Annotated in this window: 31 protein-coding genes; 6 read left to right on the top strand and 25 right to left on the bottom strand. The window is 36.1% G+C overall.

The features are described 5' to 3' along the window. Positions 1–31 precede the first annotated feature (31 nt). The 6 genes from fabG (at position 32) to KKI44_RS12220 (ending at position 6804) form a co-directional block, all read left to right on the top strand. The gene (gene fabG, locus KKI44_RS12245; protein WP_076396267.1) at positions 32–763 is read left to right on the top strand and encodes a 3-oxoacyl-ACP reductase FabG; all 732 of its coding nucleotides are present in this window, start codon (positions 32–34) and stop codon (positions 761–763) included. A 74-nt stretch (positions 764–837) separates the two neighbouring features. After that, positions 838–2058: a beta-ketoacyl-[acyl-carrier-protein] synthase family protein gene (locus KKI44_RS12240; protein WP_214587531.1), complete on the top strand. Its 1221-nt coding sequence runs from the start codon at positions 838–840 to the stop codon at positions 2056–2058. Positions 2059–2062: 4 nt separating this feature from the next. Next, a complete protein-coding gene (locus KKI44_RS12235; RefSeq protein ID WP_214587530.1) occupies positions 2063–2317 on the top strand; it encodes an acyl carrier protein in 255 nt (84 codons plus the stop codon). Between the two features lie 34 nt (positions 2318–2351). Further along, positions 2352–3236, top strand: a complete 885-nt coding sequence (locus KKI44_RS12230; protein ID WP_214587529.1) for a lipid A biosynthesis acyltransferase — start codon at positions 2352–2354, stop codon at positions 3234–3236. Between the two features lie 246 nt (positions 3237–3482). After that, positions 3483–5021, top strand: coding sequence for a phytoene desaturase family protein (locus tag KKI44_RS12225; protein WP_214587528.1), 1539 nt, complete (start codon positions 3483–3485; stop codon positions 5019–5021). After that, the gene (locus KKI44_RS12220) at positions 5011–6804 is read left to right on the top strand and encodes a C45 family autoproteolytic acyltransferase/hydolase (RefSeq protein WP_250902060.1); all 1794 of its coding nucleotides are present in this window, start codon (positions 5011–5013) and stop codon (positions 6802–6804) included. Before KKI44_RS12225 ends, KKI44_RS12220 begins: the two co-directional genes overlap by 11 nt. 5 nt (positions 6805–6809) lie before the next feature. On the opposite strand, the gene KKI44_RS12215 is transcribed toward KKI44_RS12220, so the two are convergent. The 25 genes from KKI44_RS12215 to KKI44_RS12100 all read right to left on the bottom strand — a co-directional run bounded on the left by KKI44_RS12215 (position 6810) and on the right by KKI44_RS12100 (position 24699). Further along, the gene (locus KKI44_RS12215) at positions 6810–7982 is read right to left on the bottom strand and encodes a DUF2062 domain-containing protein (protein ID WP_214587527.1); all 1173 of its coding nucleotides are present in this window, start codon (positions 7980–7982) and stop codon (positions 6810–6812) included. Positions 7983–8005: 23 nt separating this feature from the next. Continuing rightward, positions 8006–8482 (bottom strand): hypothetical protein, encoded by a 477-nt coding sequence (locus KKI44_RS12210; protein ID WP_214587526.1) that lies wholly within the window; start codon positions 8480–8482, stop codon positions 8006–8008. After that, positions 8479–8859: a 3-hydroxyacyl-ACP dehydratase gene (locus KKI44_RS12205; RefSeq protein ID WP_214587525.1), complete on the bottom strand. Its 381-nt coding sequence runs from the start codon at positions 8857–8859 to the stop codon at positions 8479–8481. Before KKI44_RS12205 ends, KKI44_RS12210 begins: the two co-directional genes overlap by 4 nt. Positions 8860–8991: 132 nt before the next feature. Further along, positions 8992–9603 carry an outer membrane beta-barrel protein gene (locus KKI44_RS12200; protein ID WP_214587524.1) on the bottom strand — a complete coding sequence of 204 codons (612 nt, stop codon included), beginning with the start codon at positions 9601–9603 and terminating at the stop codon, positions 8992–8994. 6 nt (positions 9604–9609) lie between these two features. Further along, complete coding sequence (locus KKI44_RS12195; RefSeq protein ID WP_214587523.1) at positions 9610–10245, bottom strand: hypothetical protein; 636 nt, start codon at positions 10243–10245, stop codon at positions 9610–9612. After that, positions 10211–10837, bottom strand: coding sequence for a LolA family protein (locus KKI44_RS12190; protein WP_214587522.1), 627 nt, complete (start codon positions 10835–10837; stop codon positions 10211–10213). Before KKI44_RS12190 ends, KKI44_RS12195 begins: the two co-directional genes overlap by 35 nt. A gap of 110 nt (positions 10838–10947) precedes the next feature. Then, positions 10948–11691, bottom strand: coding sequence for a polysaccharide deacetylase family protein (locus KKI44_RS12185; protein ID WP_214587521.1), 744 nt, complete (start codon positions 11689–11691; stop codon positions 10948–10950). A 403-nt stretch (positions 11692–12094) separates the two neighbouring features. After that, positions 12095–13156, bottom strand: a complete 1062-nt coding sequence (locus KKI44_RS12180; RefSeq protein WP_214587520.1) for a beta-ketoacyl synthase N-terminal-like domain-containing protein — start codon at positions 13154–13156, stop codon at positions 12095–12097. After that, positions 13153–14352 carry a beta-ketoacyl-[acyl-carrier-protein] synthase family protein gene (locus KKI44_RS12175; RefSeq protein ID WP_214587519.1) on the bottom strand — a complete coding sequence of 400 codons (1200 nt, stop codon included), beginning with the start codon at positions 14350–14352 and terminating at the stop codon, positions 13153–13155. The genes KKI44_RS12180 and KKI44_RS12175 overlap by 4 nt, the downstream gene beginning before the upstream one ends. Positions 14353–14431: 79 nt before the next feature. Next, on the bottom strand, positions 14432–14689 hold the full coding sequence (locus KKI44_RS12170) for a phosphopantetheine-binding protein (protein WP_076396292.1): 258 nt from the start codon (positions 14687–14689) through the stop codon (positions 14432–14434). Between the two features lie 110 nt (positions 14690–14799). Further along, complete coding sequence (locus tag KKI44_RS12165) at positions 14800–15339, bottom strand: 3-oxoacyl-ACP synthase (protein WP_214587518.1); 540 nt, start codon at positions 15337–15339, stop codon at positions 14800–14802. 9 nt (positions 15340–15348) lie between these two features. Next, complete coding sequence (locus tag KKI44_RS12160) at positions 15349–15636, bottom strand: type II toxin-antitoxin system RelE/ParE family toxin (RefSeq protein WP_214587517.1); 288 nt, start codon at positions 15634–15636, stop codon at positions 15349–15351. Next, entirely contained in the window at positions 15633–15884 is a 252-nt protein-coding gene (locus KKI44_RS12155) for a hypothetical protein (protein ID WP_214587516.1), read from the bottom strand. Before KKI44_RS12155 ends, KKI44_RS12160 begins: the two co-directional genes overlap by 4 nt. A 39-nt stretch (positions 15885–15923) precedes the next feature. Then, a complete protein-coding gene (locus tag KKI44_RS12150; RefSeq protein ID WP_214587515.1) occupies positions 15924–17096 on the bottom strand; it encodes a beta-ketoacyl synthase N-terminal-like domain-containing protein in 1173 nt (390 codons plus the stop codon). Beyond that, positions 17096–17518, bottom strand: a complete 423-nt coding sequence (locus KKI44_RS12145; RefSeq protein ID WP_214587514.1) for an acyl-CoA thioesterase — start codon at positions 17516–17518, stop codon at positions 17096–17098. The genes KKI44_RS12150 and KKI44_RS12145 overlap by 1 nt, the downstream gene beginning before the upstream one ends. 166 nt (positions 17519–17684) lie before the next feature. Further along, positions 17685–17915 (bottom strand): GxxExxY protein, encoded by a 231-nt coding sequence (locus tag KKI44_RS22860; RefSeq protein ID WP_410492746.1) that lies wholly within the window; start codon positions 17913–17915, stop codon positions 17685–17687. Positions 17916–17972: 57 nt separating this feature from the next. After that, positions 17973–18065, bottom strand: coding sequence for a GxxExxY protein (locus tag KKI44_RS22855; protein ID WP_250902059.1), 93 nt, complete (start codon positions 18063–18065; stop codon positions 17973–17975). 114 nt (positions 18066–18179) lie between these two features. Then, on the bottom strand, positions 18180–19448 hold the full coding sequence (locus tag KKI44_RS12135) for an ABC transporter permease (RefSeq protein WP_214587513.1): 1269 nt from the start codon (positions 19446–19448) through the stop codon (positions 18180–18182). Next, complete coding sequence (locus KKI44_RS12130) at positions 19435–20190, bottom strand: ABC transporter ATP-binding protein (RefSeq protein ID WP_214587512.1); 756 nt, start codon at positions 20188–20190, stop codon at positions 19435–19437. Before KKI44_RS12130 ends, KKI44_RS12135 begins: the two co-directional genes overlap by 14 nt. 1 nt (position 20191) lies before the next feature. Next, a complete protein-coding gene (locus KKI44_RS12125) occupies positions 20192–21187 on the bottom strand; it encodes a BtrH N-terminal domain-containing protein (RefSeq protein WP_214587511.1) in 996 nt (331 codons plus the stop codon). 107 nt (positions 21188–21294) lie between these two features. Beyond that, positions 21295–21696 (bottom strand): hypothetical protein, encoded by a 402-nt coding sequence (locus KKI44_RS12120; RefSeq protein ID WP_214587510.1) that lies wholly within the window; start codon positions 21694–21696, stop codon positions 21295–21297. A gap of 3 nt (positions 21697–21699) precedes the next feature. After that, the gene (locus KKI44_RS12115) at positions 21700–22143 is read right to left on the bottom strand and encodes an ABC transporter permease (protein ID WP_214587509.1); all 444 of its coding nucleotides are present in this window, start codon (positions 22141–22143) and stop codon (positions 21700–21702) included. Between the two features lie 69 nt (positions 22144–22212). Next, positions 22213–22644, bottom strand: a complete 432-nt coding sequence (locus KKI44_RS12110) for a hypothetical protein (RefSeq protein ID WP_214587508.1) — start codon at positions 22642–22644, stop codon at positions 22213–22215. Further along, positions 22644–23783, bottom strand: coding sequence for a beta-ketoacyl-ACP synthase III (locus tag KKI44_RS12105; protein ID WP_214587507.1), 1140 nt, complete (start codon positions 23781–23783; stop codon positions 22644–22646). Before KKI44_RS12105 ends, KKI44_RS12110 begins: the two co-directional genes overlap by 1 nt. Position 23784: 1 nt before the next feature. Further along, positions 23785–24699 carry a dialkylrecorsinol condensing enzyme DarA gene (locus KKI44_RS12100; protein WP_214587506.1) on the bottom strand — a complete coding sequence of 305 codons (915 nt, stop codon included), beginning with the start codon at positions 24697–24699 and terminating at the stop codon, positions 23785–23787. Between the last annotated feature and the right edge of the window lie 6 nt (positions 24700–24705).

Genomic DNA, 24705 nt, shown 5'->3' with positions numbered 1-24705 from the left:
CATAAAAAAACTAAAACTACATAAGCAACACATGAAATGTGCAATCGTCACAGGAGGCTCAAGAGGAATCGGAAGAGCCATCTGTATAAAACTGGCTGAAGAAAAAAACTATCATATCTTAATCAACTACACTTCAAACGAAGCGGCAGCTAAAGAAACGCTGGCTAAAGTGGAAGAACTGGGATCTACCGGAGAAATTTTGAAATTTGATGTAGGAAATGCCGAAGAAACCCAAAAAGTTTTAACAGAATGGCAGGAAAATAATCCTAAATCCGTTGTTGAGGTGATCGTAAACAATGCCGGAATTACAAGAGACGGATTGTTCATGTGGATGCCGAGTGAAGACTGGAACGCGGTGATTAACACCAGTTTAAACGGGTTTTTCAACGTGACGAATTTCTTTATCCAGAAACTGTTGCGCAATAAATACGGCAGAATCATCAATATGGTTTCTGTTTCCGGAGTGAAAGGAACGGCAGGACAGACCAATTATTCTGCGGCGAAAGGAGCTTTGGTAGGAGCTACAAAAGCGCTGGCTCAGGAAGTGGCGAAAAGAAACATCACCGTAAACGCGGTTGCACCGGGATTCATAAAAACGGATATGACGCAGGAATTTAATGAAGACGAATTAAAAGCAATGATCCCTGCAAACCGATTCGGAGAAGCAGAAGAAGTGGCAGATTTAGTCGCATTTTTAGCGTCTAAAAAGTCATCGTACATTACAGGCGAAGTCATCAATATTAACGGAGGAATCTACTCATAAAATCAGGTGGCAGATAAAAGGAAGCAGTTGTGAGCTGCAACCTAAAACCTAAAACCTAAAACCTTGAACATTACATGGAAAATAGGGTTGTCATTACCGGAATGGGAATTTATTCCTGCATCGGAACTTCTTTGGAAGAAGTGAAAGAATCTTTATTTCAGGGAAAATCCGGAATTCATTTAGTAGACGAAAGAAAAGAATTTGGTTTCAGATCGGGATTAACGGGCGTGGTTCCGAAGCCGGATCTCAAAAATCTTCTCAGCCGCAGACAGCGCGTAAGCATGGGCGAAGAAAGCGAATATGCTTACATCGCAACGCTTGATGCTTTACAACAGGCAAATATAGATCAGGATTTTCTAGACAATAACGAAGTCGGAATTTTATACGGAAACGACAGTGTTTCCAAGGCGGTAGTAGAATCGATCGATATTGCGAGAGAGAAAAAAGATACAACGTTAATGGGTTCAGGAGCTATTTTTAAATCCATGAACTCTACCGTTACCATGAACCTTTCGACCATTTTTAAACTGAGAGGGATCAATTTAACCATCAGTGCAGCCTGTGCAAGCGGTTCTCACTCTTTGGGACTGGCTTTTATGATGATTAAAAACGGTTTTCAGGACATGATTATTTGCGGAGGAGCACAGGAAACCAATAAATATTCGATGGCGAGCTTTGACGGTTTGGGTGTTTTTTCAGTACGCGAAAATGAGCCCACAAAAGCATCAAGACCTTTTGATAAAGACAGAGACGGATTAATTCCGAGTGGAGGAGCAGCAACTTTAATTGTTGAAAGTTTAGAATCTGCCCAAAAAAGAGGAGCCAATATCATTGCGGAAATTGTCGGGTATGGATTTTCTTCCAACGGAGGACACATTTCCACTCCAAATGTAGACGGACCTGCTTTAGCAATGGATCGGGCTTTGAAACAATCCGGATTATCGGCAAAAGATATTGATTATATTAATGCTCATGCGACATCCACACCAATTGGTGATGCCAATGAAGCAAAAGCCATTTACGAAATTTTCGGAAGCGAAGTTCCCGTGAGTTCCACGAAATCAATGACCGGTCATGAATGCTGGATGGCAGGTGCGAGTGAAGTAATTTACTCTATCCTGATGATGCAGAACGATTTTGTAGCCCCGAATATTAATCTGGAAAACCCTGATGATGAGGCGAAAAGGATAAATTTGGTTGCTGAAACAAAAAGTCAAAAAATTGATGTATTTTTGTCGAATTCTTTCGGATTTGGGGGAACCAACTCCGCATTAATTGTTAAAAAATTTAATTAAAAACATGGAAAGGGAAAAAATTGTTGCTGTTGCCAACGACTTTTTAATCAACGAATTTGAAGTAGACGGCGATGAAATAAGCAATGATGCAAACTTTAAAAAAACGCTGGGTTTAGACAGCTTAGATTATATTGATCTTGTGGTAGTTATCGAATCTAATTTCGGAGTGAAATTAGGCGAAGCAGACTTCAAAAATATAGTGACTTTTAACGACTTTTATACCGTGATCGAAAATAAGATTACTGAAAAAAGTGTATAATTGATTTAGCTTCTTTGCGTTAAGAACAAAAAATATGAACAAATGGAAAGGTAAATCTAAAGGGACGATTCTGGGCTATAAAATTTTCGTCTGGTGCATTAGAAATATCGGGATCAGAAGTTCATATGTGGTGCTTTACTTTGTTGCATTCTACTATTTTTTGTTCGAAAAAAACAGCAACAAGTACTACCGTTATTATTTTTCAGAAAGACTGAAGTATGGCTTCTGGAAAACAAAAATTTCTTTATTCAAAAGCTATTTCACTTTCGGAACCGTGCTTATTGATAAAACTGCTATTTCAGCAGGATTGCGCGATAAATATACCTACGAATTTGATGGCATCGAAAACCTCAGAAATCTTTTAGCCGAAAAAAAAGGAGGAGTTCTCATCAGTGCGCACATCGGAAATTTTGAAATTGCCGAACATTTTTTTGCCGATATCGATTTCGACTGTCAGATCAACTTAGTGACAACAGATCAGGAAGTTACAGTCATCAAAGAATATCTTGAAAGTGTTTCCGTAAAAGCGAGCAGCATTAAATTTATTTACGTGAAAGAAGATATGTCCCATATTTTCGACATCAATGAAGCCTTGTCTAAAAACGAGCTCATTTGCTTTACCGGAGACCGTTATTTTGAAGGTTCTAAATTTTTAGAGGGCGAATTGCTAGGTAAAACAGCAAAATTTCCTGCAGGACCTTTTCTCATTGCTTCCAGATTAGGCGTTCCCGTTGTATATGTGTATGTGATGAAAGAAAAAAATCTGCATTACCACTTATACGCAAGAGTTGCCCAAAACGTCAAAAAACGAGATGCACAGGGACTTTTGAATTCCTATACCCAAAATCTCGAATCCATGATCCGAAAATATCCGCTTCAATGGTTCAATTATTTTGATTTTTGGGACGATATTAATTAAATTTCCTACTTTTACCTTCAGAAAACTAATATTTAACTCAAACATTAAATGATTTAGAGATTTAAAATAAAGTCCTGAGTTTCCTTTTATCTTTGCTGAGTGTTAACGCCTTTGCCTCAATTTTATGATTGATTCATTGGATTCGGCGAAACTTCGTTTTGCGAACCTAAAAACAGGAAGCGATTAAGAAAAATCTTTGTGGGCTTTGCGTTTTAAAATTCAAAATCATTAAAGACACTTTCCTCCTTGAAAAAAACGTTCGACATACTCGTAATCGGCAGCGGATTGGGCGGTCTTGTTTCTGCGCTTGTTCTGGCGAAGGAAGGCTTAAAGGTATGTGTTCTGGAGAAAAACAACCAGTACGGCGGAAATTTACAGACCTTTTCCCGCGACAAACTCATTTTCGATACCGGAGTTCATTATCTCGGCGGACTTTCCGAAGGGCAGAACCTTCATCAGTATTTTTCCTATCTGGAAATTATGAACGAACTCCAGCTTCATAAGATGGATGAGAACGGCTACGACAAAATTACTTTCGGAGACGATGAAACCGAATATCCTCACGCACAAGGCTACAGGAATTTTGTTGAACAGTTATCAAAATACTTTCCTGAAGAAAAAGACAATTTAGAAGACTATTGTGAAGAAATTCAGAGAGTTTGCAGTCAGTTTCCCAGATATAATCTTGTGGGAAAAGACAATTATAACGAGGAAATTCTTCACTTAAATACCAAAAGATTTATTGAATCTTTAACCTCGAATAAACAGCTCCAGTCCGTTTTATTGGGTTCTAATTTTTTATACGCAGGAGATTCTGAAAACGTTCCGTTTTACGTTCATGCACTTACTGTAAATTCTTATATTCAAAGTGCTTACAAATGCATAAAAGGAGGAAGCCAGATTTCAAAACTTCTGATTCGCAGGCTTCGTGAATATGGAGCGGAAGTACACAAACATGCTGAAGTTTCCGAATTTATTTTTAATGAAAACAATATTTTATCAGGAGTAAAAACTTCAGGAGGAAAAGGATATTTTGCAAAAAAATTCATTTCAAATATTGAAATTCGTACAACCCTGAAACTTCTTGGTGAAGAAAGGCTTAAAAAATCATTCATCAACAGAATTATAAGCTGGGAACCGGTTCCGTCATGTTTCAGTGTTTATCTCGTGATGAAACCGCAATCTTTTAAGAATTTTAATTATAATATTTACCATTTTACCAATGAGGAAATGGTCTGGAATGCCCATCGTTATCAAAAAGAAAAATGGCCTGAAACGTATATGCTTTCTTCCACAGAATCAAGAAATAATCCCGGTTTCGCAGAAAGTCTTACTGCTATTTCCTACATGGATTTTCAGGAAGTGGAAGCATGGAAAGAAACCTTTAACACTGTTGCAGACGAAAACGAAAGAGGAGCATTGTATGAAAAATTTAAGCTGGAAAAAGCTGAAAAAATGATCGACGCTTTAGAAAAGAAATTCCCTGATTTAAGAAAATCGGTTAAGCGTTTTTATACGTCTTCACCATTATCTTATCGCGATTATATCGGAAGTTTTAACGGAAATATGTACGGCTACATGAAAAGTTCCGAAAATCCTCTGAAAACAATGGTTTCTCCACGCACGAAAATCGACAATCTCTTTCTTACGGGACAATCCGTCAATATGCACGGAATTTTGGGCTGTACGATCGGCGCATTCAATACCTGCGCAGAAATTCTCGGAAAAGAGCTTATTGATGAAAGATTAACACAACTGATTAATAAAAATAAAGGTGAAAAATAGCGAAAATGATATACCGTTTGTTGTCATCCGGAACGAAATGAAATGGAGTGAAAAATCTAAATTGTTTTTTTTGAGATTCTTGCTTCGTCAGAATGACAAGATTCAATGTTTTCGAAGTAGCGGATCTCTAATCTTAATTTTTCTCAGTCTAAACCTTATCCTTTTCCTCAACTCTTGCGGAATAAGAAAATCCATCAAACATATTCCCGATGTAAAACAATATTCGCTTGATGTTCCGAAGGTTAACAAAATAAACGATTCCACTTTTAGTTTTAATCAGAATTATTTAACAAAAAATAAGCAGCAGATCTGGGAACTGTATATTCAGGGAAATCCTCTGCAATTAGGTTACAATAACGGAGCTTTAACCCAAAATCTGATGCAGAAACAGGAAGAAATTTTCTTTTCCAAAATTGAAGGATTTGTCCCGTCAAAGTTTAAACAAAATTTACTGAGAGGTTTCCTGAAATGGTATAACCGTAAAATGTATCTCAATGTAAGGGAGAATTTTCAGGCAGAAATCTACGGAATGTCTCAATATTCTTCGGACAAATATAATTTTATCGCACCAAAGTTTCTGCGAAGTATGTATCTCCACGGTGCGCACGACATTGGTCATGCCATGCAGGATTTAATGATGGTGGGCTGTACTTCTCTTGCGGTCTGGAATGAAAATACAGAAGACGGAGATCTGCTTATTGGAAGAAATTTCGACTTTTACGTGGGAGACGATTTTGCTAAAAATAAAATCATTGAATTCGTTCAGCCCGAAGACGGAATCCCTTATCTTTCTGTGACTTGGGCAGGAATGATCGGTGTAGTTTCAGGGATGAACAAAGAAGGGATTACCGTTACCATTAATGCCGGAAAATCTAAAATTCCATTGACCGCAAAAACACCGATTTCTCTGGTGACAAGAGAAATTTTACAATATGCCAGAACCATTGATGAAGCAATTGCCATTGCCAAAAAGAGAAAAGTCTTCGTCTCGGAATCTATTCTGGTCGGAAGCGCGAATGATAAGAATGCAGTAATTATTGAGGTTTCTCCGGATAATTTTGGTGTTTACAAAGTGAAAAATACGAGCCGTGTTTTATGTACCAATCATTTTCAATCAGAGGCTTATAAAAATGATAAAAGAAATCTGGAACATATTGCGGAAAGTCATTCAGAATACCGCTACGAAAAGCTGCAGGAATTTTTAGCAGAAAATAAAAAGCTGAATCCCGAAAAAATGGCTGTGATTTTAAGAGACAAATCCGGCTTGAAAGGAGAGAAGATAGGGTTTGGAAACGAAAAAGCCATCAATCAGCTTATTGCGCATCATGCTGTAATTTTTTCACCACAGAAAAAATTAGTCTGGGTTTCTGCGAATCCTTATCAGTTAGGAGAATTTGTCTGTTATGATCTGAATGAAATTTTTTCGGATAAAAGATTAAAAAGTGGTGCGTTTGCAAAATCTGAACTGAATATTGCAAAAGATCCTTTTCTCGACTCTCCGGAATTTAAAAATTACGAACAGTACAAAATGATGAGTGGAGAAGTAGAAAAGGGAATTGAAGGAGATGTTTTGCTTACCGACGATTTTCTGCCCCATTATCAATCTTTAAATCCTGATTTCTGGCTCGTTTATTTTCAGGCAGGAAAATATTATTTTAGCAAGAAAGAATATGCCAAAGCAAAAACAGAATTTGAAAAGGCTTTAACCAAAGAAATTACCACCGTTCCGGATAGAAAAAATGTGGAAAAATATCTGAGAAAAACAGTGAAAAAACTGAAATAAGGAGTTTAATCTGTATCAGGACTTACTTTATTCAGGAAAAGAAAAGTTGCTACCCCTAAAATTGCAGAGGCTGAAGTTGCCAGAATAAAACTTCCGATAACGTACTGCAAAAGATTATTTTTTACCAGATCGAAGTTCAGTTCCTGACTGAAAATATTGCTGTCTCCATGTACAAAAGGAGAACCTAAAAACAGGGATGCCGCAATGATAAACGGTATAAAAGGAGGTAAACTTACATTGGATGCAAAAAAGGCAAGTACTTTATTTAGTTTGAATAATACAGCCAGAGAAATTACAATCAGCGTATGAAATCCCCAGAACGGAGAAAAGCCCACAAAAACGCCCAGAGCAATCGAAAAGGCTTTAATCCTGTTGCTTCCGTCACTTTCCAGAACATCTTCTTTTATGAATCTTTTAATGCTTTTTTTTTTGAAATTATTCACGAAGTTTCGCGGAATAATATAAAGTAAAGTGATGGTAACCAGAATAGTATTCAGAATACTGATCCTCGTAAAATCTTTAAAAGGTCTGAAATGAGAAACTCTTTCCGCGGGATCGTAAAGCACCTTCACCGGAACATTTTTTACCGGAACGTGTCTCCACGCAGTTCTTACAATAATTTCAATTTCAAATTCAAATTTTGGTGTAAAATATTTCTTGGGAATTTTGTGTAAAGGATATAATCGATAACCAGATTGGGTGTCTTCAAGCTTGATTCCGGTTTCAAACCAGAACCAGAAATTAGAAAAACGGTTTCCGAAACTGCTTTTCTTCGGAATTCCGTCCTGAGACATATTTCGGTTCCCAATCAATAAAACATCTTCCTTTTCATTCAGCAAAGCCTCCACAAAAACAGGAATGTCATCCGGATAATGCTGTCCGTCGGAATCAATCGTAATGGCGTAATGATAACCGAGTTCTTTAGCCTTTCTAAAGCCAATTTTTAAACCATTTCCTTTTCCTTTATTCTCCGGTAAATCAATGACTTCGATCTGCGAATAACTTCTTAAAATTTCTCTCGTAGAATCCGTAGAACCGTCATTTACAATAATAATGTCTTCCGTATAATCCAGAACACCATCGATTACCCTTTTCAGAGTTTTTTCATTGTTATAAGTAGGAATTAAAACACAAATTTTCTTTTCAGAGATTGCATTTCGTACTTCGGAAAGGTTCATGTAAATAGTTGGTTAATAGTGTTTTATTTAAAATTTAACTTTTCAGTCTCCGTCATGGTTTTAGACTGTGCTGCAAATTTTTTAATATAACTTTTTAAAGCTGAATTCTGTTTGCTGTAATTATTGATTAGAAATACCTTATCATCTTTAAGACTTCCTCTGTATCCGACGATTTTCGGAATGTTTTCCTGAACGCTTATGCGGATCAGTCTTAATTCAGCATTATTCGGATTGCTTTTAATAACCGCTTCAAGATTGGTTGCTCCCGATTTTACCAAAGCTTTCCTGTTGTTTTTGGAAATTTTTGCCTCCATAATCTGCGCCGCTGCTTTGTATCCCTGAATGGCTGCATCCGATCCTGAAGTTTTTTCAGCTAAACTGATGAATGCTTCTGTGTTTGCATTGGAACTGCTGGCTTTGGCGTAGCTTTCTCTCAAAGATTCAAGACCCGACTGAAAAACAAGCATAAAAGCGGTGATGAACGAAAAAATTAATTTCATTTTGTCAATTTTTGATAATTTACCGACATTTTTAATGCAATAGTCTCGCCAAAAGAAGTCGTGTTCTTTACTTTTACATCTTGTTCATTTTCAGTGATATCAAGCTGAATTTTAAGATCAGGCGTTTCAAAAGGATTGATGATTGCCATGAACTTTACATTCGATGCCGTTTTTAAGAATAATGAAGATCCTGTGAATTCTTCCGTAAGTTCCTTCACGATCTGCATCATACAAACTCCCGGTGTTACAGGATTTCCCGGAAAATGTCCCTTAAAAATATCGTGATCTTTATTCAGGGAAATCTGAGCGGTAAAGCTTCCGTTTTCCGTCTTTTCGTAGGATTGTAACGTATAAAAGTCTGTAAGTATTGTCTGCATGATGTATTCTGTTTCAGTTGTTTGAAATCTTTTTCTGAATTTTAAAATTTCAAAAAATTTAGTATTTAAACCTTCGCGAAGATATGTTTTTTTGAAAGGAAAAGAAAATGGTTTTGGTCATCAACATCAATTCTATTTCTTAAAATGGAACGTGTAATAACCGCCAATCTGAAAAACCATATTTGAATTGGAAAACAGGAAGGAGGAATTTTCGTGATCCAGCATCGACGCAAAACCTTTTTTAATTCTTACTTCAATCCCCAGATTTTTAAAAATATCATAACCAAGACCCCCTGAAAAACCAAGATCGAGTCCGGAATTGTTTTCGCCGACAGCCAAATCCAGAAACGGACCGGCAAAAACACTGAAATTTTTGATATAAATTTTGTTTGTAAGCTGTACTCCGATAAAATTGTAATGCAGTCTTTTTTCCGGAAGAACTCCGTTTTCTGTAGTGTACTGTAAATTGGTTCCCTGTCTGGAATAGTTAACTTCCGGTTGCAAAGCATAACGTTCTGTAAATCTAATGTTTCCCTGTAATCCAATATAAAAATCGGTTATCGTTTTCAGGCTTGTATGAATTACTTTTTCCGGATTTTCATCTTCATGGAGATAAAAGGTTTCATTGCTTCGGTTCGTAAGATTGGCAAAATTTACTCCCGCTCTTATTCCGGGATTGAAAGTAACCAGGGCTGATAAAAATCCGGAGATCAGAATCAGCAAGGCAAAAATCTTTGTTTTCATGTAAGGTTATTGGTTTTCGGTGATCTGGAATAGTTTTATATTGATTTTAAAATCTTTATGTTGTAAATTAAGACTGTCTGCAAACGTATTTTTCTTTGCATCAAATGTAAAATCGATCTTTTCCTTCTTGTTTTTCGTATAAACGATTTGTTTTAACAGATTATTTTCTTTGTTGAAGAACAAATAATACCCCTTCTTATCCATTTTAGAAAGGTAAATCTTAGAATTTTCGTTTTCAAAACTTTCTGTTACCGGATATTTCTGCTTCAGAAGCTGCTGAAAATCATTCCTTAAAAAATTAATCACGATTTTCTTATCCAGATCCGGAAGAACATAATTCAGCTTAAAATCATCCTCAGAAATCTCAAAATCAATCAGTTTATTCCCAAAATCAGAAGTCAGAACCACACGATGGGTCGTTTCGCTGATTTTTTTGATAATTAAAATTCCGCTCACATGATTTTTATAAATATCCATCTGACATTTATACACATAATCTTCTTTGGATGAAAAATATAAATTTTCCACCGTTTTTTCAGAAGACGGAATCGGTTTTACAGCAGTTAGCGTGTACGTTTTACACGATGTAAACAGAATGAAAATCAGGCTATAAGCTAAATTCCGAAGCTGCAACAGGCGCATTGATCTTGGTGTTTTTGAAAACAATATTCGTGGTGTCTCCCGAAGCTTCCGTCATATTAACCTGTGAAACCGTGGATTTATTTTTCGGAAAATGAAGCTCGATCTGCTTGATATATTTCAGAAGCTGAGCCGATTTTGGAGTGAATTTAGCAATGTTTGAAGTCGCATTCTTCAGGTAAGAAACAGAGAATTCCGGATCATTGAACATCTGTCCGTTTGAACTTCCGACAATAAGTTTGTTGATTTTTTCAAATGTTTTGCTTTTTGCATCCACTGAAGATTTTTTACCCTGATCATTAATCAATATTTTGTTGTCTTTAAAAACAATACTGTATTGATAGGGTTTTGTGTACTTCCAACTCAACATATTCGGTGTTTTCAGAGACATTCTTCCGTAGGTGACAATGTTCTTATCCAAAAAATCCATCTTTTTGGTCTGGATAAAATCTGCCTGTAACGTTTTTATTTCTTTGGTTTCCGATGAAACTTTAGTTACAAATGCTTTCGCTTCCGCTCCCGACATTGCCGTGTTTTGAGCAAAGACAAAAGTCGAAATTAATAAAAGAGTGCTTAAAGCTATATTTTTAATCATTGTTTAACGTCTTTTAAATTTAACCACAAGGATGACAGGGGTTTCACAACGAACACTATTAAAGAATATTTATTAATAATTCTTGTGTTCTAGGTGAAATCCTTGTGGACTTAGTGGTTTTCAAATTTATCAATTGTAAAAGTTGAATAATTTTTCTGCTTCAAAAATACTAATAAATCCTCCAAAACATTGTACGTTTTTTGTGAAGTATCGTGAAGAAGTACAATGCTTCCTTTTTTTAAATTTTTCGTTACTTTCTGGTAGATTTTTTTCTCATCTTCTGTCATCGTATCAAGAGAACGGACGTTCCATCCGATGCTTTTTTTGCCGGTTTTTTTGATGGCTTTGGCAATATTCGGATTGGTGACACCGAAAGGCGGTCTGTACAAATTGGTTTTTAAATTTCCAGTTTTAAGCATCACTTCATCACATTTCTCAATTTCCTCAACCATCTTTGAAGTCGATAAAAATCCGGTATTGTTAGAATGTGAAAGAGTATGATTTCCAACGGTATGACCTTCCGCAATGATCCGTTGAAAAGTTTCAGGATATTTTTCAATCTGTTTTCCGATACAGAAAAAGGTTGCTTTTACCTCGTTTTCTTTTAAAAGATCTAAAAATTTTGGGGTGAATTCAGTCGGACCATCATCAAAAGTCAGCGCCACTTCTCTGATTTTCGTTCTTTTATGCGTAATGCTGTTGACAAAATATCCCAGTTCAATATCAAAAGAACCCCAAATTACAAGCGCAGAAAACAGCAAAAAACAGAACAGATACACCCAAAAACTTCCGTGAAACGCAAAAATAAAAACGTTGCAGAAAAGATAAAATAGGATAAATAGATAATGCTTCATCTTTATTGTCTTTAAATTTTTGGTTTAAATATTCACAATCTGTATCCATGCTGTCATTCTGATTGGAGCTAAGCGGAATGAAGAATCTCAAATTAATATTCTTAATGTTTACGCTAAAATAAACCATTAAGTTTTAGTTTAGAAGTTAAGATTATTAAGAGATTTCTCCTTCGTCGAAATGATAATTATGCTGTTTTTCTTTGCTAAATAGAATACTCCTGCGAACTGAGCCTATTTTCAATCAAACCTCACAGGTTTTAAAAACCTGTGAGGTTTTAATTTTATGCTTTTCCAACAAAACCAAGCTGTGTTTATTTCCTCTTCAATACTTGTAAAGCAATATGTCTCTTTATTTTTTAAGTTTCAAACCTCACAGGTTTTTAAAACCTGTGAGGTTTTAATTTTAAGCTTTCCCCAACAAAACCAGACTGTGATCATTTCCTCCTAAATGATTGTAAAGCAGAATATTTTTAATTTCTTCTTTTTTAAGATCGTTAATCATCATCACTTCCGGAATCTCCTGATTTTTAAGAATATGACAAGCAATAAACGTAGAAAAACCACTTGCAGTATTAAATTCTCCGCTTAAATGTTTGTAATACAGCAAAGCCGAATTTTCAAACAAACCCATTGCATTTTTATAATAAACATCCGATTTTGAATCTCCGCTGAAACCTAAAATAACCGCATCGATATCTTTATTCGTTAAATTATTTTTAGCTAGAAAATTTTCAATAAACTGCTGAGTTTCTTCTAAATCTAGTTTGTTAGTGATCTGAATATCTCTTAATAGAGCGTAAGAGCTTTCTGTTTTTTCCTTTCCTAAGACAAAAAAACTTGCGCCTTCTCCCCAAATAACACCTTCAGTTTCAGAATTCAGAAAATCAACGGGAAGATTTTCTTCTTTTTTAATGGTTTTATTTAATTTGTACAGTTCCATCACTCTTTCCGTCTGTTCATCGGTGGAACCAACCAGAACGTTTTCAGCTTCACCGTCATTGATTTGTAATTTTCCGTCTAAAAACGAAAATTCCAAAGATGAAGAAGAATTTACATAGGTGAAATTGTACGCATGACATTGCAAACCCAAAGCGATTTGTCCTGCAACCGTATTGTGAGTAGACTGAATAAAATAAGTCGGAGTCAGAAACTCTTCATGATTATCCAGCACATTTTTCAGAAACTTTTCCGAATCCTGAGAACAGCCCATTCCTGTTCCTGTGATGATCGCATCTGGATTTTCAATTCCTGCTTCTTTTAAAGCATATTGAGAAGCTACGGAACTCATTTTTACCGTTTTAGACATTCTTCGGATCATTGCCGGAGGAATGAATTCTTTGTAAATAGGTTCAATCGCTTTTAAAACCTGAACTGAATTTTCAGGTTTGAGATTCCGGAAAAAATCTTCATTTAAAGTGTCCTGAACAGAAATACAGGCTGCACTGTTGATGTAAACGGCACTCATGATTTTGAGAAAATTAAAGTGGAACAATTTCCTCCAAAACCAAACGAATTGGAAAGGACGTGGTTGATGTTTTTCTCTTTAAGTTCCGTTACCGGTGTTAAATCAAATTCTGCCATTTTTGTTTTAAAGTTCAGATTCGGGAAAATGATATTATTTTGAATCGCCAAAAGAGAATAGACGGCTTCAATTCCAGCCGCAGCAGCCAGCGTATGACCTGTAAATGCTTTTGTAGAACTAAATTCGGGAACATTGTTTTCCCCGAAAATCCGGATCATTGCAATTCCTTCCGATAAATCGTTATTTGGTGTTGCCGTTCCGTGAACGTTGATGTAATCGATATTTTTTTTATCTAATCCCGAAACTTTTAATGCTTTTTCCATCGCTAAATAAGCTCCCTGTCCGTTTTCCGAAGAAGCAGTTTGGTGATGCGCATCATTGGCATTTCCGTATCCCGAAAGATAACCCAGAACTTTTTTATTTTCTTTTTTTACGACTTCATCCGATTCAAGAACGATGAAAGCGGCAGCTTCACCCAGATTCAGACCTTTTCTGTCGTTGTCGAAAGGCGTATTGTAAGAATCTGTAAGAATCATCAACGTATTGAAACCGTTCAAAGTAAATTTTGAAAGAGAATCTGTTCCGCCGACAATTACCCGGTCTAAAATACCGTTTTTAATGAGTTTTGCGCCCATCATAATCGCATTTGCTGCCGATGAGCAGGCTGTACTGATGGTGGAAACCATACCTTTTAATCCAAGATAATCTGCAATTAGTAAGGATGAATTTCCTGCGTCGTGTGAGTCAATGTATTTTTGCTTTTCAGGAAAGTCTTCGTAGGAATAGAAATATTTTTCGGTAACATCCATTCCTCCAACACTGGTTGAAGAAATCAGTCCCGTTTTATATTCATTGATATTTGAAATTCCGGCACTTTCTACCGCTTCTTTCGCAGCCGTCATTCCCAGCAGAGCAGTTCTCGTTGCATGATGATCTTCCTGAAGCTGAAGTTTTGCGGCAAGTTCTTCATTAGACAATTTGATTTCGCCTGTTTTGATATTTCCTTTATGGCGCGTTTCAAACAAAGTAATGTCTGAAATACCGTGCTTTCCGGAAGTCAGCGAACTCAGATTTTCCTCCACATTGTTTCCAATGGCGGAAATGATGCCCATTCCTGTTATGGCAATTTTTTGACCCATCTTTACAAAATGTATCAATGTATCAATGTAACTGTTGACCAATTGCTAGACTGTTGCATTGATACATTGTTAGATTGAATTATTTTGTTCTGTTTTCTTCGATGAATTTTGCCATGGTTTCGATGGACGTAAAAATCTCCTTTCCTTTTTTCGGATCTGCTAATTTTATTCCGTATTCTTTATCCAAAAGCACGATCAGTTCCAACGCATCAATAGAATCCAAACCAAGACCTCCACCGAATAAAGGATCTGTATCTTTGATTTCTTCTACTGCAACGTCTTCTAAATTAAGAACTTCGATGATTTTGTGCTTTAATTCTTCTCTTAAGTTTTCCATAAAATTAATTTGAAAATATGTTAATGAGACAATTTGAAAATGTATTAAATGTTATGCCTTATTGATATGATTTTACATGTTCAAATCAGCGCATTTTCAAATTGTCAAATTTATAATGTCAGCAAATATACAAAAGCTTTGTAACTTTCCTGATATAGTTCTACCCAGCCGCACAATACTTTATCTGCCTTTCCGGACTGTAAAAGCTGTGCTGAATAATTGTTTAAAAATTCTTCATCCAATTCATCCAAAACAAAAAACGCATTTTCGGTCTGCATTTTGTGTCTGATGCTGATTTCGCCCACGCAGATATTCGGTAAAGTATACACAAAAACCGCGGGACTCGGAAAGTAGTTTTCCTGAGAATTGATGCTTTCCTGATATTTGAAATCCGTGTCTAAACTTGATGATCTGTTCGCAAAAACCAAAGCCGTTCTGCTGTGATCTTCATCTTTTAAAATCATTTCAGAAACAAGAAATGCGAGTTTGCTTAAGTTATCCATTTTATGAAATTTAGGATAATTCAGCGCTAAACTTTTATAAGCTTCTTTCGCAAAGTCTGAAAAATTTTCAGTTTGGATTTCAAAAATAATGTCATTATTGAGTACTATTTTTGAATTTTCTATGGTGCAGATGTCTGTTTTCTTCATGAATAAAGTTTAAGGCTTTTTTGTTGGATTTTGATGGGTGTTGAAAACAGCAAAAACAATAATATGATCTCCTATAATTTGATAAATGATCACATAAGGAAACTTCTGAATGTAAGCCTCACGTAAGTTTCCTTTTTTTAAGGGAAAGTGAAATGGATGATTTTGAATTCTTAAAAAATAGGATTCAACTTTTTGTATAAATTTTTCACCAAGTCCGGTCTGTTGATTTTCGTACCAAAGAGCTGCTTCTAACAAATCATTTTCAGCATTCGGAGATAAAGAAAAGTGGTAAATCATAATTTTTTCATCAATCTTTCTTTCACCTCTTCCCAGCTCGATGTTTTTACTTCTCCTTTCATATATTTTTCACATTCTTCTTCAATCCGATCATAAACATAATCAGGAACTTGCGGATAATCTAAAGATTCTAATTCTTGATCTCCCTCTTCAGCATCAATAATTCCTTTGAAAATGCGCAAAATTCTTTCATCTGCACTATCAATGAATTCGTGAATTCTTTTTCTGATGTCTACTGTAGATTCCATTTCCTAAAACTTTAATTTTATAAAATTACAAAATTATTTCTAGCATTTTTCCAAAACAATCGCGGCATTGCATCCTCCAAAACCGGAAGCTGTTTTCAGAATATATTTAATTTCTGTGGATTGGTTTTCTCTGATAATATTCAAAGGTTGAGAAGTTCCGGTTTCTTCAAAATTTTTGGATGGGATTAAAGTTTTATTCAAGGCACTTTCCATGGAAATGATACTTTCCAGCAATCCCGATGCGCCTAAACAGTGTCCGTAATAGGCTTTTAAACTGTTTAGAGGGATATTTTGTAAATTCATTCTGTTGAAAGCGATCGCTTCCATTTCGTCATTATAAATGGTTGCCGTTCCGTGTGCGGAGATAAAGTTTATTTTTTCTGCTGAAACCTGAGCTTCTGTCATGGCGTTTTTAATGCTTGCAAACAATCCGTCTCCCGTTCTCGAAGGTCCGGAAATATGGTTTGCATCGTTAATAGCAGAGTCTCCCAGAATTTTAAAACTAAAATTTTCGTTTTCATCTCGTTTTGAAGTGATGTAAACCGCGGCTGCCGCTTCGCCAATATTAATTCCGTCACGGTTTTTATCATAAGGTTTGCAAATACCGGTTCCGATTGCCTGAAAAGAATTGAAGCCTGAAATCACAAATTCTGAGATTTCGTCTCCGGCAATAACAAAAGCATTTTTATATTTTCCTGCCTGAATCATATTTTTGGCAACACTTATTGCCATTACTCCCGAAACACAGGCGTTAGAAACCACAATCGGTTTTGTTTGAAATCCGAAAAAATCAGCTATTTTTTGTGCTAGATTGGAAAGAAAAACGCTTTCGGGTAATGTTTCCTGATTTTTTAACAAGCTGATATTTCCTTTGGTGGTAGATAAAATAAAAGCGGTTTCTTCTGAAATCGGGTGTTTTTCAACCAAAGGTTTTAAACTCAGCAAAAACATTTTTTCAAGCCTTGTAAAGCTCACGTTGTCACTGGCTAAACTCTGACTCTCCGATTTCTGTGCGGAGTTGAAGAACCTGTTAAATTCTTCATCTAATTTTTCAGAATCAATCATCGAAGCATAAAAAGGCTCTTGATTTTCGATGATTTTATGTAAACCTACACCAGATTTTCCTTCAACAAGAGCATTCCAGTTTGAAGAAACATCAAAACCCAAAGGTGTGATGCAGTTGTAGTCTGTAATGTAAACTTCTTTCTTCATCAGAGTCCCATTTTATCTTTCCATTCCTGAAAAAAATCAGGATTATACAAGCATAAATTGTTGTCGGAATCCAGAAAAACCTGAATGGTTTCACCTGAACAGACCAATTTATTTTCTTCGTTGAAAAGCTCGTATTTATAAATCAATTTTGCAGAATTTGAATTGACGAAAGTTGTGACAATCCTGAACGTTTCGCCATATTTTAAAGGCAGAAAATGTTCGCAGGTGCTTTTTACAATCGGCGTTACAAATCCCGCTTTCTGAATATCAAGATACGTTAAACCGTGCTGTCTTCCGAAAGCTTCTCTTCCGTCTTCAAAATAAGCGATATAATGTCCGTGCCATACAATTCCCAACGGATCTGTTTCGTTGAATCTTACTCGGACTTGTTCTGTACAAGTTAAATTTTCTTTAGACTGCATTTTGTTTTCTTTTTTTACCACAAAGGGCACAAAGGTTTTCACAAGGTTCACAAAATAAATTTTTCACATTTTCTTTTTCTGTGTTAAAAAACTTGTGTTTTTCGTGGTGAATAAACCCCTAAGTTCACAAAGTTATACACAATGTTCACAATAAATATTCTAAATTTTATATCGTTCCGTTGATTAATCTTTTAATCCCATTTTTAAATAAAACTGAGTTAAAATTAATCAATAAACCCAATTTACAATTGCTTAATTTTAAATACGTTAAAACTTGAGCAATATGAATTTCATTTAATGATTCTACGGATTTTATTTCAACAACAACTTTTCTCTCAACCAATAAATCAATCCTATAGCCAATGTCAAGTTTTATGTCATCATAAATTAATGGCATTGGTTTCTGTTTTTCTATCAGTAATCCGGATTTCTGTAACTCATAGTACAGACATTCTTAGTATGCGCTTTCTAAAAGTCCGGCTCCAAGTTGGCGATGAACTTTTAATCCTGCATCAAAGATAACTTTTGAAACTTCATTTTCATTCATATCATTTTGTGTTTTATAATTATTTTTACCACAAAGGTCACAATAGGTTTCACAAGGGACATACAATAAATGCTTGAGCCCTTTGTGAAAACTTTGTGCTCTTAGTGGTTAATCCTAAACAGCATTTTGTTTTCTTTCATAAAATAATGAAATAGCGACCATTGCTATATAAAATAAAAACAGGAAAATGATTTCTTTCGCAATTCCTCCAATTCCGCTGTTTCTTAAAATAATGTCGTAATAAGCATTTAATCCCCAATTCATAGGAGAAAATTTGGCGATGGTCTGCATAAATTCAGGCATTAAAAATACGGGAACCCAGATTCCGCCGACCGCTGCCAAAACCACCACAGAAGTCGCACCAAACGGAGCCGACTGTTCCTGCGTATTGGCTACCGTTCCTAAAAGTACACCAAATCCGATGGCTGCCAAACCTGCAAAAATAGTCACGACAATAAGCGGAAACATTTTTCCGGTAACGTCAAATTGCGGAAGATCCATGTATGGGAAAAGATAAATTCCCACAGCAACCATCAGTAAAAACTGGATGACACAGATGATGAGATACGTAAATGTTTTTCCTAAAATATGAACGAAATAGGGAGTCGGGCTGATTCTTGCTCTTACGCTTGTTCCCTGGCTTTTTTCTTTTACAAGGTTAATAGATAAAGGAACGACAATGAAAAATATCGCAAACAACGCCCAAGCCGGAACATTGTGCTGAACGGAATTCGGCATGATGTCTGTTTTTCCTTTTTTCGGAGTGATTTCTTTAAAATTGATTAAATTTTTAGTTTTTCCGAGATCTTCCGTAGTTCCCAACTGATCCTGAAAGGCTTTGTAAATTTTTTTGTTCTCAATCTCAAAAACCATTTTGTTCACAGCAGTCATCACATTGTTTTTGAACCCGATGTTGGTTGCCGGATCAAAATATAAATGAATATCATCAGATTTAACGGGACTTTCTTTCACAGATGTCGGGTCATTTTCAAGCCCAAACGAACTGACAATGGTCTGAACTTTAGATTCTACATTGGAATTGATGTTCTTCGTTAAATTTTTCGGAATAACAATCGCCATCTGATAATCTCCTCCGAAAACGGCTTTTTCGGCAGATTTTTCCGTAAAATTGGTAAGAAGTTCGAACGTTTTACCATTTTCGAATTCTTTTTTGATGTTTTGTGAAATCTCAGATTTGTCGTTATCAATAAAAATGATCGGAATTTTCGTGCCTTCCAGATTTTTAAAGGTAGAATCCTGAATTAAAGTAATGGTAATAATCAACAGCAAAGGCATCACAAAAATGATGACAATTCCTCCGATATCTCTTTTCAGCAAAAGAATCTCCTTGATGAAACTCCGCCACAATTTATACAACAACATCTCGTAATTCTTTTCCGGTTAATGATATAAAAACGTCTTCTAAATTTTCCGCATTGGAAACCTTACTGATTAATTCTTCAGGTGTTCCGACAGCATGGATTTTACCATGATCGATGATGGCAATTTTGGTACAGAATTCTTCCGCTTCGGAAAGGTGATGGGAAGTGTAGATGATGCACGTTCCTTTTTTATTTAAATCCAAAAGATAATCGATAATCGCTTTTTTAGACTGAACATCCACACCAACGGTCGGTTCATCCAGAAACAAAACTTTCGGGTTATGAAGAGTTCCTGCAATCAGATTACAGCGGCGCTTCATTCCTCCGGAAAATTGTTCCACTTTTTTGTCTGCAAATTTCGACAAACCCATGATTTCCAGAGATTCAGTGATCGAATTCTTTAAATTTTTGTGACTCAATCCGTAAAGACTTCCGAAAAACATTAAATTTTCTCTTGCCGTTAAAGTCGGGTACAAAGCATACTCTTGTGGAACAATCCCAATGATTTGTCTCAGCCTAAAACCGTTTTTCTGTGGCGAAAGTCCGTCAATTGTAAAATGTCCGGAAGTCGGTTTTATCAATCCTGAAAGCATGGAAATCAATGTTGTCTTTCCTGCGCCGTTGGGTCCGAGAATTCCGTAGATTTCGTTTTTGGCAATACTCAGCGAAATATTGTTTACAGAAAAGTCTTCTGCATTTTTATATTTTTTGTAGAGATTTTTTATTTCTATGAAATGTTCCACGTTATATTGCTTTTCTCAGTTTTTTATAAAAAGCTTCTTCCAGATCGGCAATGTGAAGCATTGATTTTGATAATTGGTTATAAATATCGCTTTTGGAGTTCCTGTTTTTGTACACTCTTGCAATATCCACCGCAAAATCTCTCCAAAGATCACCAATTGCCGTAATTTCTTTAGAAAGTTCTCTTAATTCATCGTTTTTAAGAATAACGGCTGCTTCCTGCAAAAATGCACCGTAAATAAACCTGAATCCGCCGCCGCCGGTTCCGATTTCTTCCTGCATTCTGATCAGTTGTCCCAGATAATGATTGGTAGTTTTCGTACCTTTTTTGGCTGCCCATTTCGGAATGCTTCTTGCTACCCATCTCATGGCTTTCACCCCGATAATAGGAACCGGAGCCAGCATATTTTTACAGGTGTCTTTGATTCCTTTTTTTATGGCTTCTTCCAGATTTACATGATCCGGAATGTAAGTAGGGTAGTACATATGACCTTTCGGCGGAAGTGCTCCTTTGGCGTATCTCACTTTTTCCAGCTCGGCTTCAGTAAGGGTTGTGGTGTAATCCATCACAGGATCGCTGATCAGGAATTTTCCGTTTTCTTTTCCGTAAACCACGAGATTGTGAGCGTTAAAATGGAATTTATATTCTTCTGGAAAATAAGTAAGGTTAAAAACACCCACCTGTAAACCTGTCGGAATATTATTATTGAGGTTTCTTTCCAAAGCTTTTTGTGCTTCAGCAGGATTGGAGAATTTTTCTCTTTTGATTTTAATTCCCAGTCTTTTTGCGGCTTTGCTGAAAATGGCTCCCGGCATCGGACGATAGCTGAAACCCGGAGCAAAATTAACTTTCAGGAAAGGTAAATACACAAAAAATAATCCGGAACCGATTCCGAAGATCATAGGCTCACTGAGCTTCAGTCCTTTATTCAATAATAAATTGGAGGCAACACCGTTTTCGCAATGTGCAGTCTGGTGATGTTCAAAATTAAGTTCCATTCGTCTCTTCTCTTTTTATCGCGGGAAATACTTGGTTTTCATATTGTAGAGGTTCTTTCTTCGTCAGAATGACAAGCGAAGCAGCTCTCTACTTTTAAACTAATTATTTAACCCTTGAAGTTTTTTAGTTCATCCACCGAAATACCGAAAGCATCGGCATATTTTTTCAGTACGGAATCGCTTAGTGTTTTAAATATTTTTGGTTTTCCGTGTCTTTTTACACGCCACTGCCACATTCCGACATAGGCTGCAAGAACCTGCAGATCCATTTTATTCAGCTCCATGAAATAGACAATCGGGCTTGCTGCATTGTTAGCAACATTTTGTCTTGCTTCTTCAATTCTTTCATTAATTAAAGCCAAAGATTCGTCCAAAGCAGCTTTTTTAGCTTCCCAGCCGGTGCTGTTTGCGGTCGTGTAGTTGTTATTTTCATCTGTAACATACAAAACCTCAGTCATATTCGCTGACTTTAAGTTGCTTTCGTCTTGTGGAAGGTCTTGTTTTTTCATTGCTTAATTTTTTACTTCCTGAATAAATAGAGTAATTTCTGCTCTTATCAGCAATTCATCATCATTGAATGTCTCACAAAAAATCTGACAGATATTTTCAAACTGCGAAACCAATGATGCTTTTGAAATAATTTTATCGCCGACTTTGGGCAAAGTAAATATTTCAATTTTTTTTATGTTGGTAATGAAGCCAATTACTTTTGTTTCTGTTTCCGGATTTTCAAAAAAGCTCTGCCCTAAAATTGAGGAGCAGGTTTGTGCAGCATTCTCTATGAGTCCTGCTTCAACGAATACATTATCGTGAACAAAAATGTTGTCTTCTTTTATTTCGAAGGAAGTAATTACTTTTTCTTTCGTCAATTCCAAAATATAGTCCGTCATTAACATCGGTTCGCGATGCGGGAGAAAGTTGTGGATATTGATGATGTTTTCTTCCTTGATTTTCATTGAAATTTCTATTTTATTTTACCAGACCTCATAGGTTTCAAAAACCTATGAGGTCTATCTAAGTATACATTACATTACAACCGTTTTCATTTGAGATTTTGCAATAACCTCATCGTTCAGCTTTGTTACAATATCTACTAAAGTTACGCCCATCATTTCATTGATAATAGAAACTTCGGAAGTTAAGGTATCGCTCAATTTAGGTAAAATATACGCTTCAAAGGTTTTAATGGCTCCGATATATCCTGTAGGAGCTTCTTTTCCTAAGAGGTAAAATTTATAGCCGGTGTGTAAAGCCACACTCTGCGCCTGATGTTCTATCAAACCTGAAGCCTGAAAAATGCCGTTCTGAACAAAAATATTGTCTTCTTTAATTTCAAAACCTGAAATCAGATGGCTTTCTGAATATTCTAAAATGCTGTTGACCATCACAAAAGGAAATCGCTGCGGAATTAAGCTTTCCACAAAGTCCTGATCGGAGGTTGGTAATTTGTTTTCCATTAGCAAACCGTTAGCAAAGCACAGGAATAAGCAAATCTTCCGCTTTCAGGAACACAAAGCAATACTTTTTCTCCTTTTTTCAGCTTTCCGGAATTCATTATTTCTTCCAAAGCTACAAAAATAGAACCTGCACCGATATTTCCTACTTCGGAAAGATTGTAATACCATTTTTCCCAAGGGAAATCCAGTCCTACATTGGCAAATTCTTCTTTAAGCCCTTCTTTAAAATATCCTGAAGAAATATGAGCCAAAACATGGTCGACTGATTCCGGATCAAGTTCATGCTTATCGAAAGATGATCTTAAACTTTCAGCACCTTTTACCAGAATATATTTATCTAAAATTTTCGTGTCCTGTTTCAATGCAAAAATAGACTGTTTCAGCCATTCGTCGGACGGATAATCTGCCCACGATTTCAGGCTTCCGTCTTCCTGCTTTTCGCAACCTGCATACATACAGGCTTCGATCTCGTGTGCATAAGAATAGAAATCAATCCATTCTACTTTAAGATTTATTGCGTTTTCTCTCGGTTTATTTTCAAGTAAAAAAGCTCCGGCTCCGTCGGAAAGCATCCATCTTAAAAATTCTCTTTTGAAAGCGATGATGGGTCTTTCTTCCAGTAAAGCGAGGTTTTCTGCTTCATGGTTGAATTTATCCGCCGTCATCCAAGCCGACATTCTTTCGGAACCTGCGCAGACTGCTTTATCCTGAACTCCAGCTTTTACAGAAAGAAATCCGTAATTCAAAGCATTCATTCCAGAGTTACACAATCCGGTTGCGGTATTTATTTCAATAGATTTCCCGATGTTCAGTTCACCGTGCACCATGGATGCGTGAGAAGGCTGAATCTGATCCGGAGAAGTTGTTCCTACGGATAATAATTTCATGTCTTCCTTTTTGAAATTTTCGTCAAAAAGTCCTTCAATTGCTTTGGCTGTGATCTGAGCATTGGTATGTGTAGGATTTCCTTCTTTATCTAAAGCATAATATCTTGTCGTAATTTTATTATTTCTTAAGATCAGAGCTTTTGCTTTAGATTTTGCACCGTTTATATAACCAAGATACGTTTCCATTTCATCATTAGAAACCGGCTCATTGGGTAGGTATTTTGATGCTTTTGTTATAAATACGTCGTACATTCTATTTTATATTAATTCCTTGTAAATATTCTCTTTGTTTCTTTCTTTTAAACCAGAAAACAGGTGTTGTTAATAAGTGTAAAACCAATACGATAGGAGAAATAATCCATATCGCCGCCATCAAATATACCTTAAAGAATTTAATAAGCAATGGTCGTTTTTCTTTTTTCTTCATGATAAGTCTGGACCAGATGGTGAAAATTTTGTTTCCCACTTTTTCCACTCTTACCAGAAAAGCGCGGATTTCCACGGCTCCGTTTTTCACAAGATCAGGCTGTAAAGTATCCAGATCATTTCTGCTGAAATGTTTTTCAATAATTTCCCCGTATTTTACAGAACCTTTTATTTCTTCATCCGAAACTCCTGCGGCAGGAAGAATTCCCGATTTTTCTTTTTTTCCGGTAGTCAGCCAGCGAAGAATCGTAAGAACACTGGTGTAATTGTCGTGTCGGTCTACCAAAGCGATATTTCCTACTAATTTCGCATTCATATTTTTTAAATATACCTTCAGCTTTTCCTGAGAATACATCCACATATTTCTCGTTGCCGAAACGGTAACAACCGGAGTGTCTTTCAGGATGTTTTCTGCAAAACCGCTTTTCAGGAATGAAATGATCGGGATGGAAGGTGTTAAATACCAAACCTGATAACCAAAGATAATCAAATCAAATTTTTTGCTGACCACGTCTTCCGGCGGCGGCAGAATTTCACTCGGGATCTGAAGATAAGATTCCGGAAAGGTATTGAAGAATACATCATTCGGCCACGGAAAAGGGAAGTCTTTTTTCAGCGTAATGTTGTAGTACGTTACACGGTACTCTTCCTTTTTGGCTTCAAAAGGGCGGGCAATATTTTTTACAATATCGGTAAGCTGTCCGGTTTGTGAATAATATATAACGAGTATATCTTTTTGCATGGGTTC

This window comes from Chryseobacterium sp. ZHDP1 (genome assembly GCF_018603435.1).
GTDB classification, from domain to species: domain Bacteria; phylum Bacteroidota; class Bacteroidia; order Flavobacteriales; family Weeksellaceae; genus Chryseobacterium; species Chryseobacterium indicum.
This window is presented reverse-complemented; position numbering and strand designations above follow the sequence as displayed.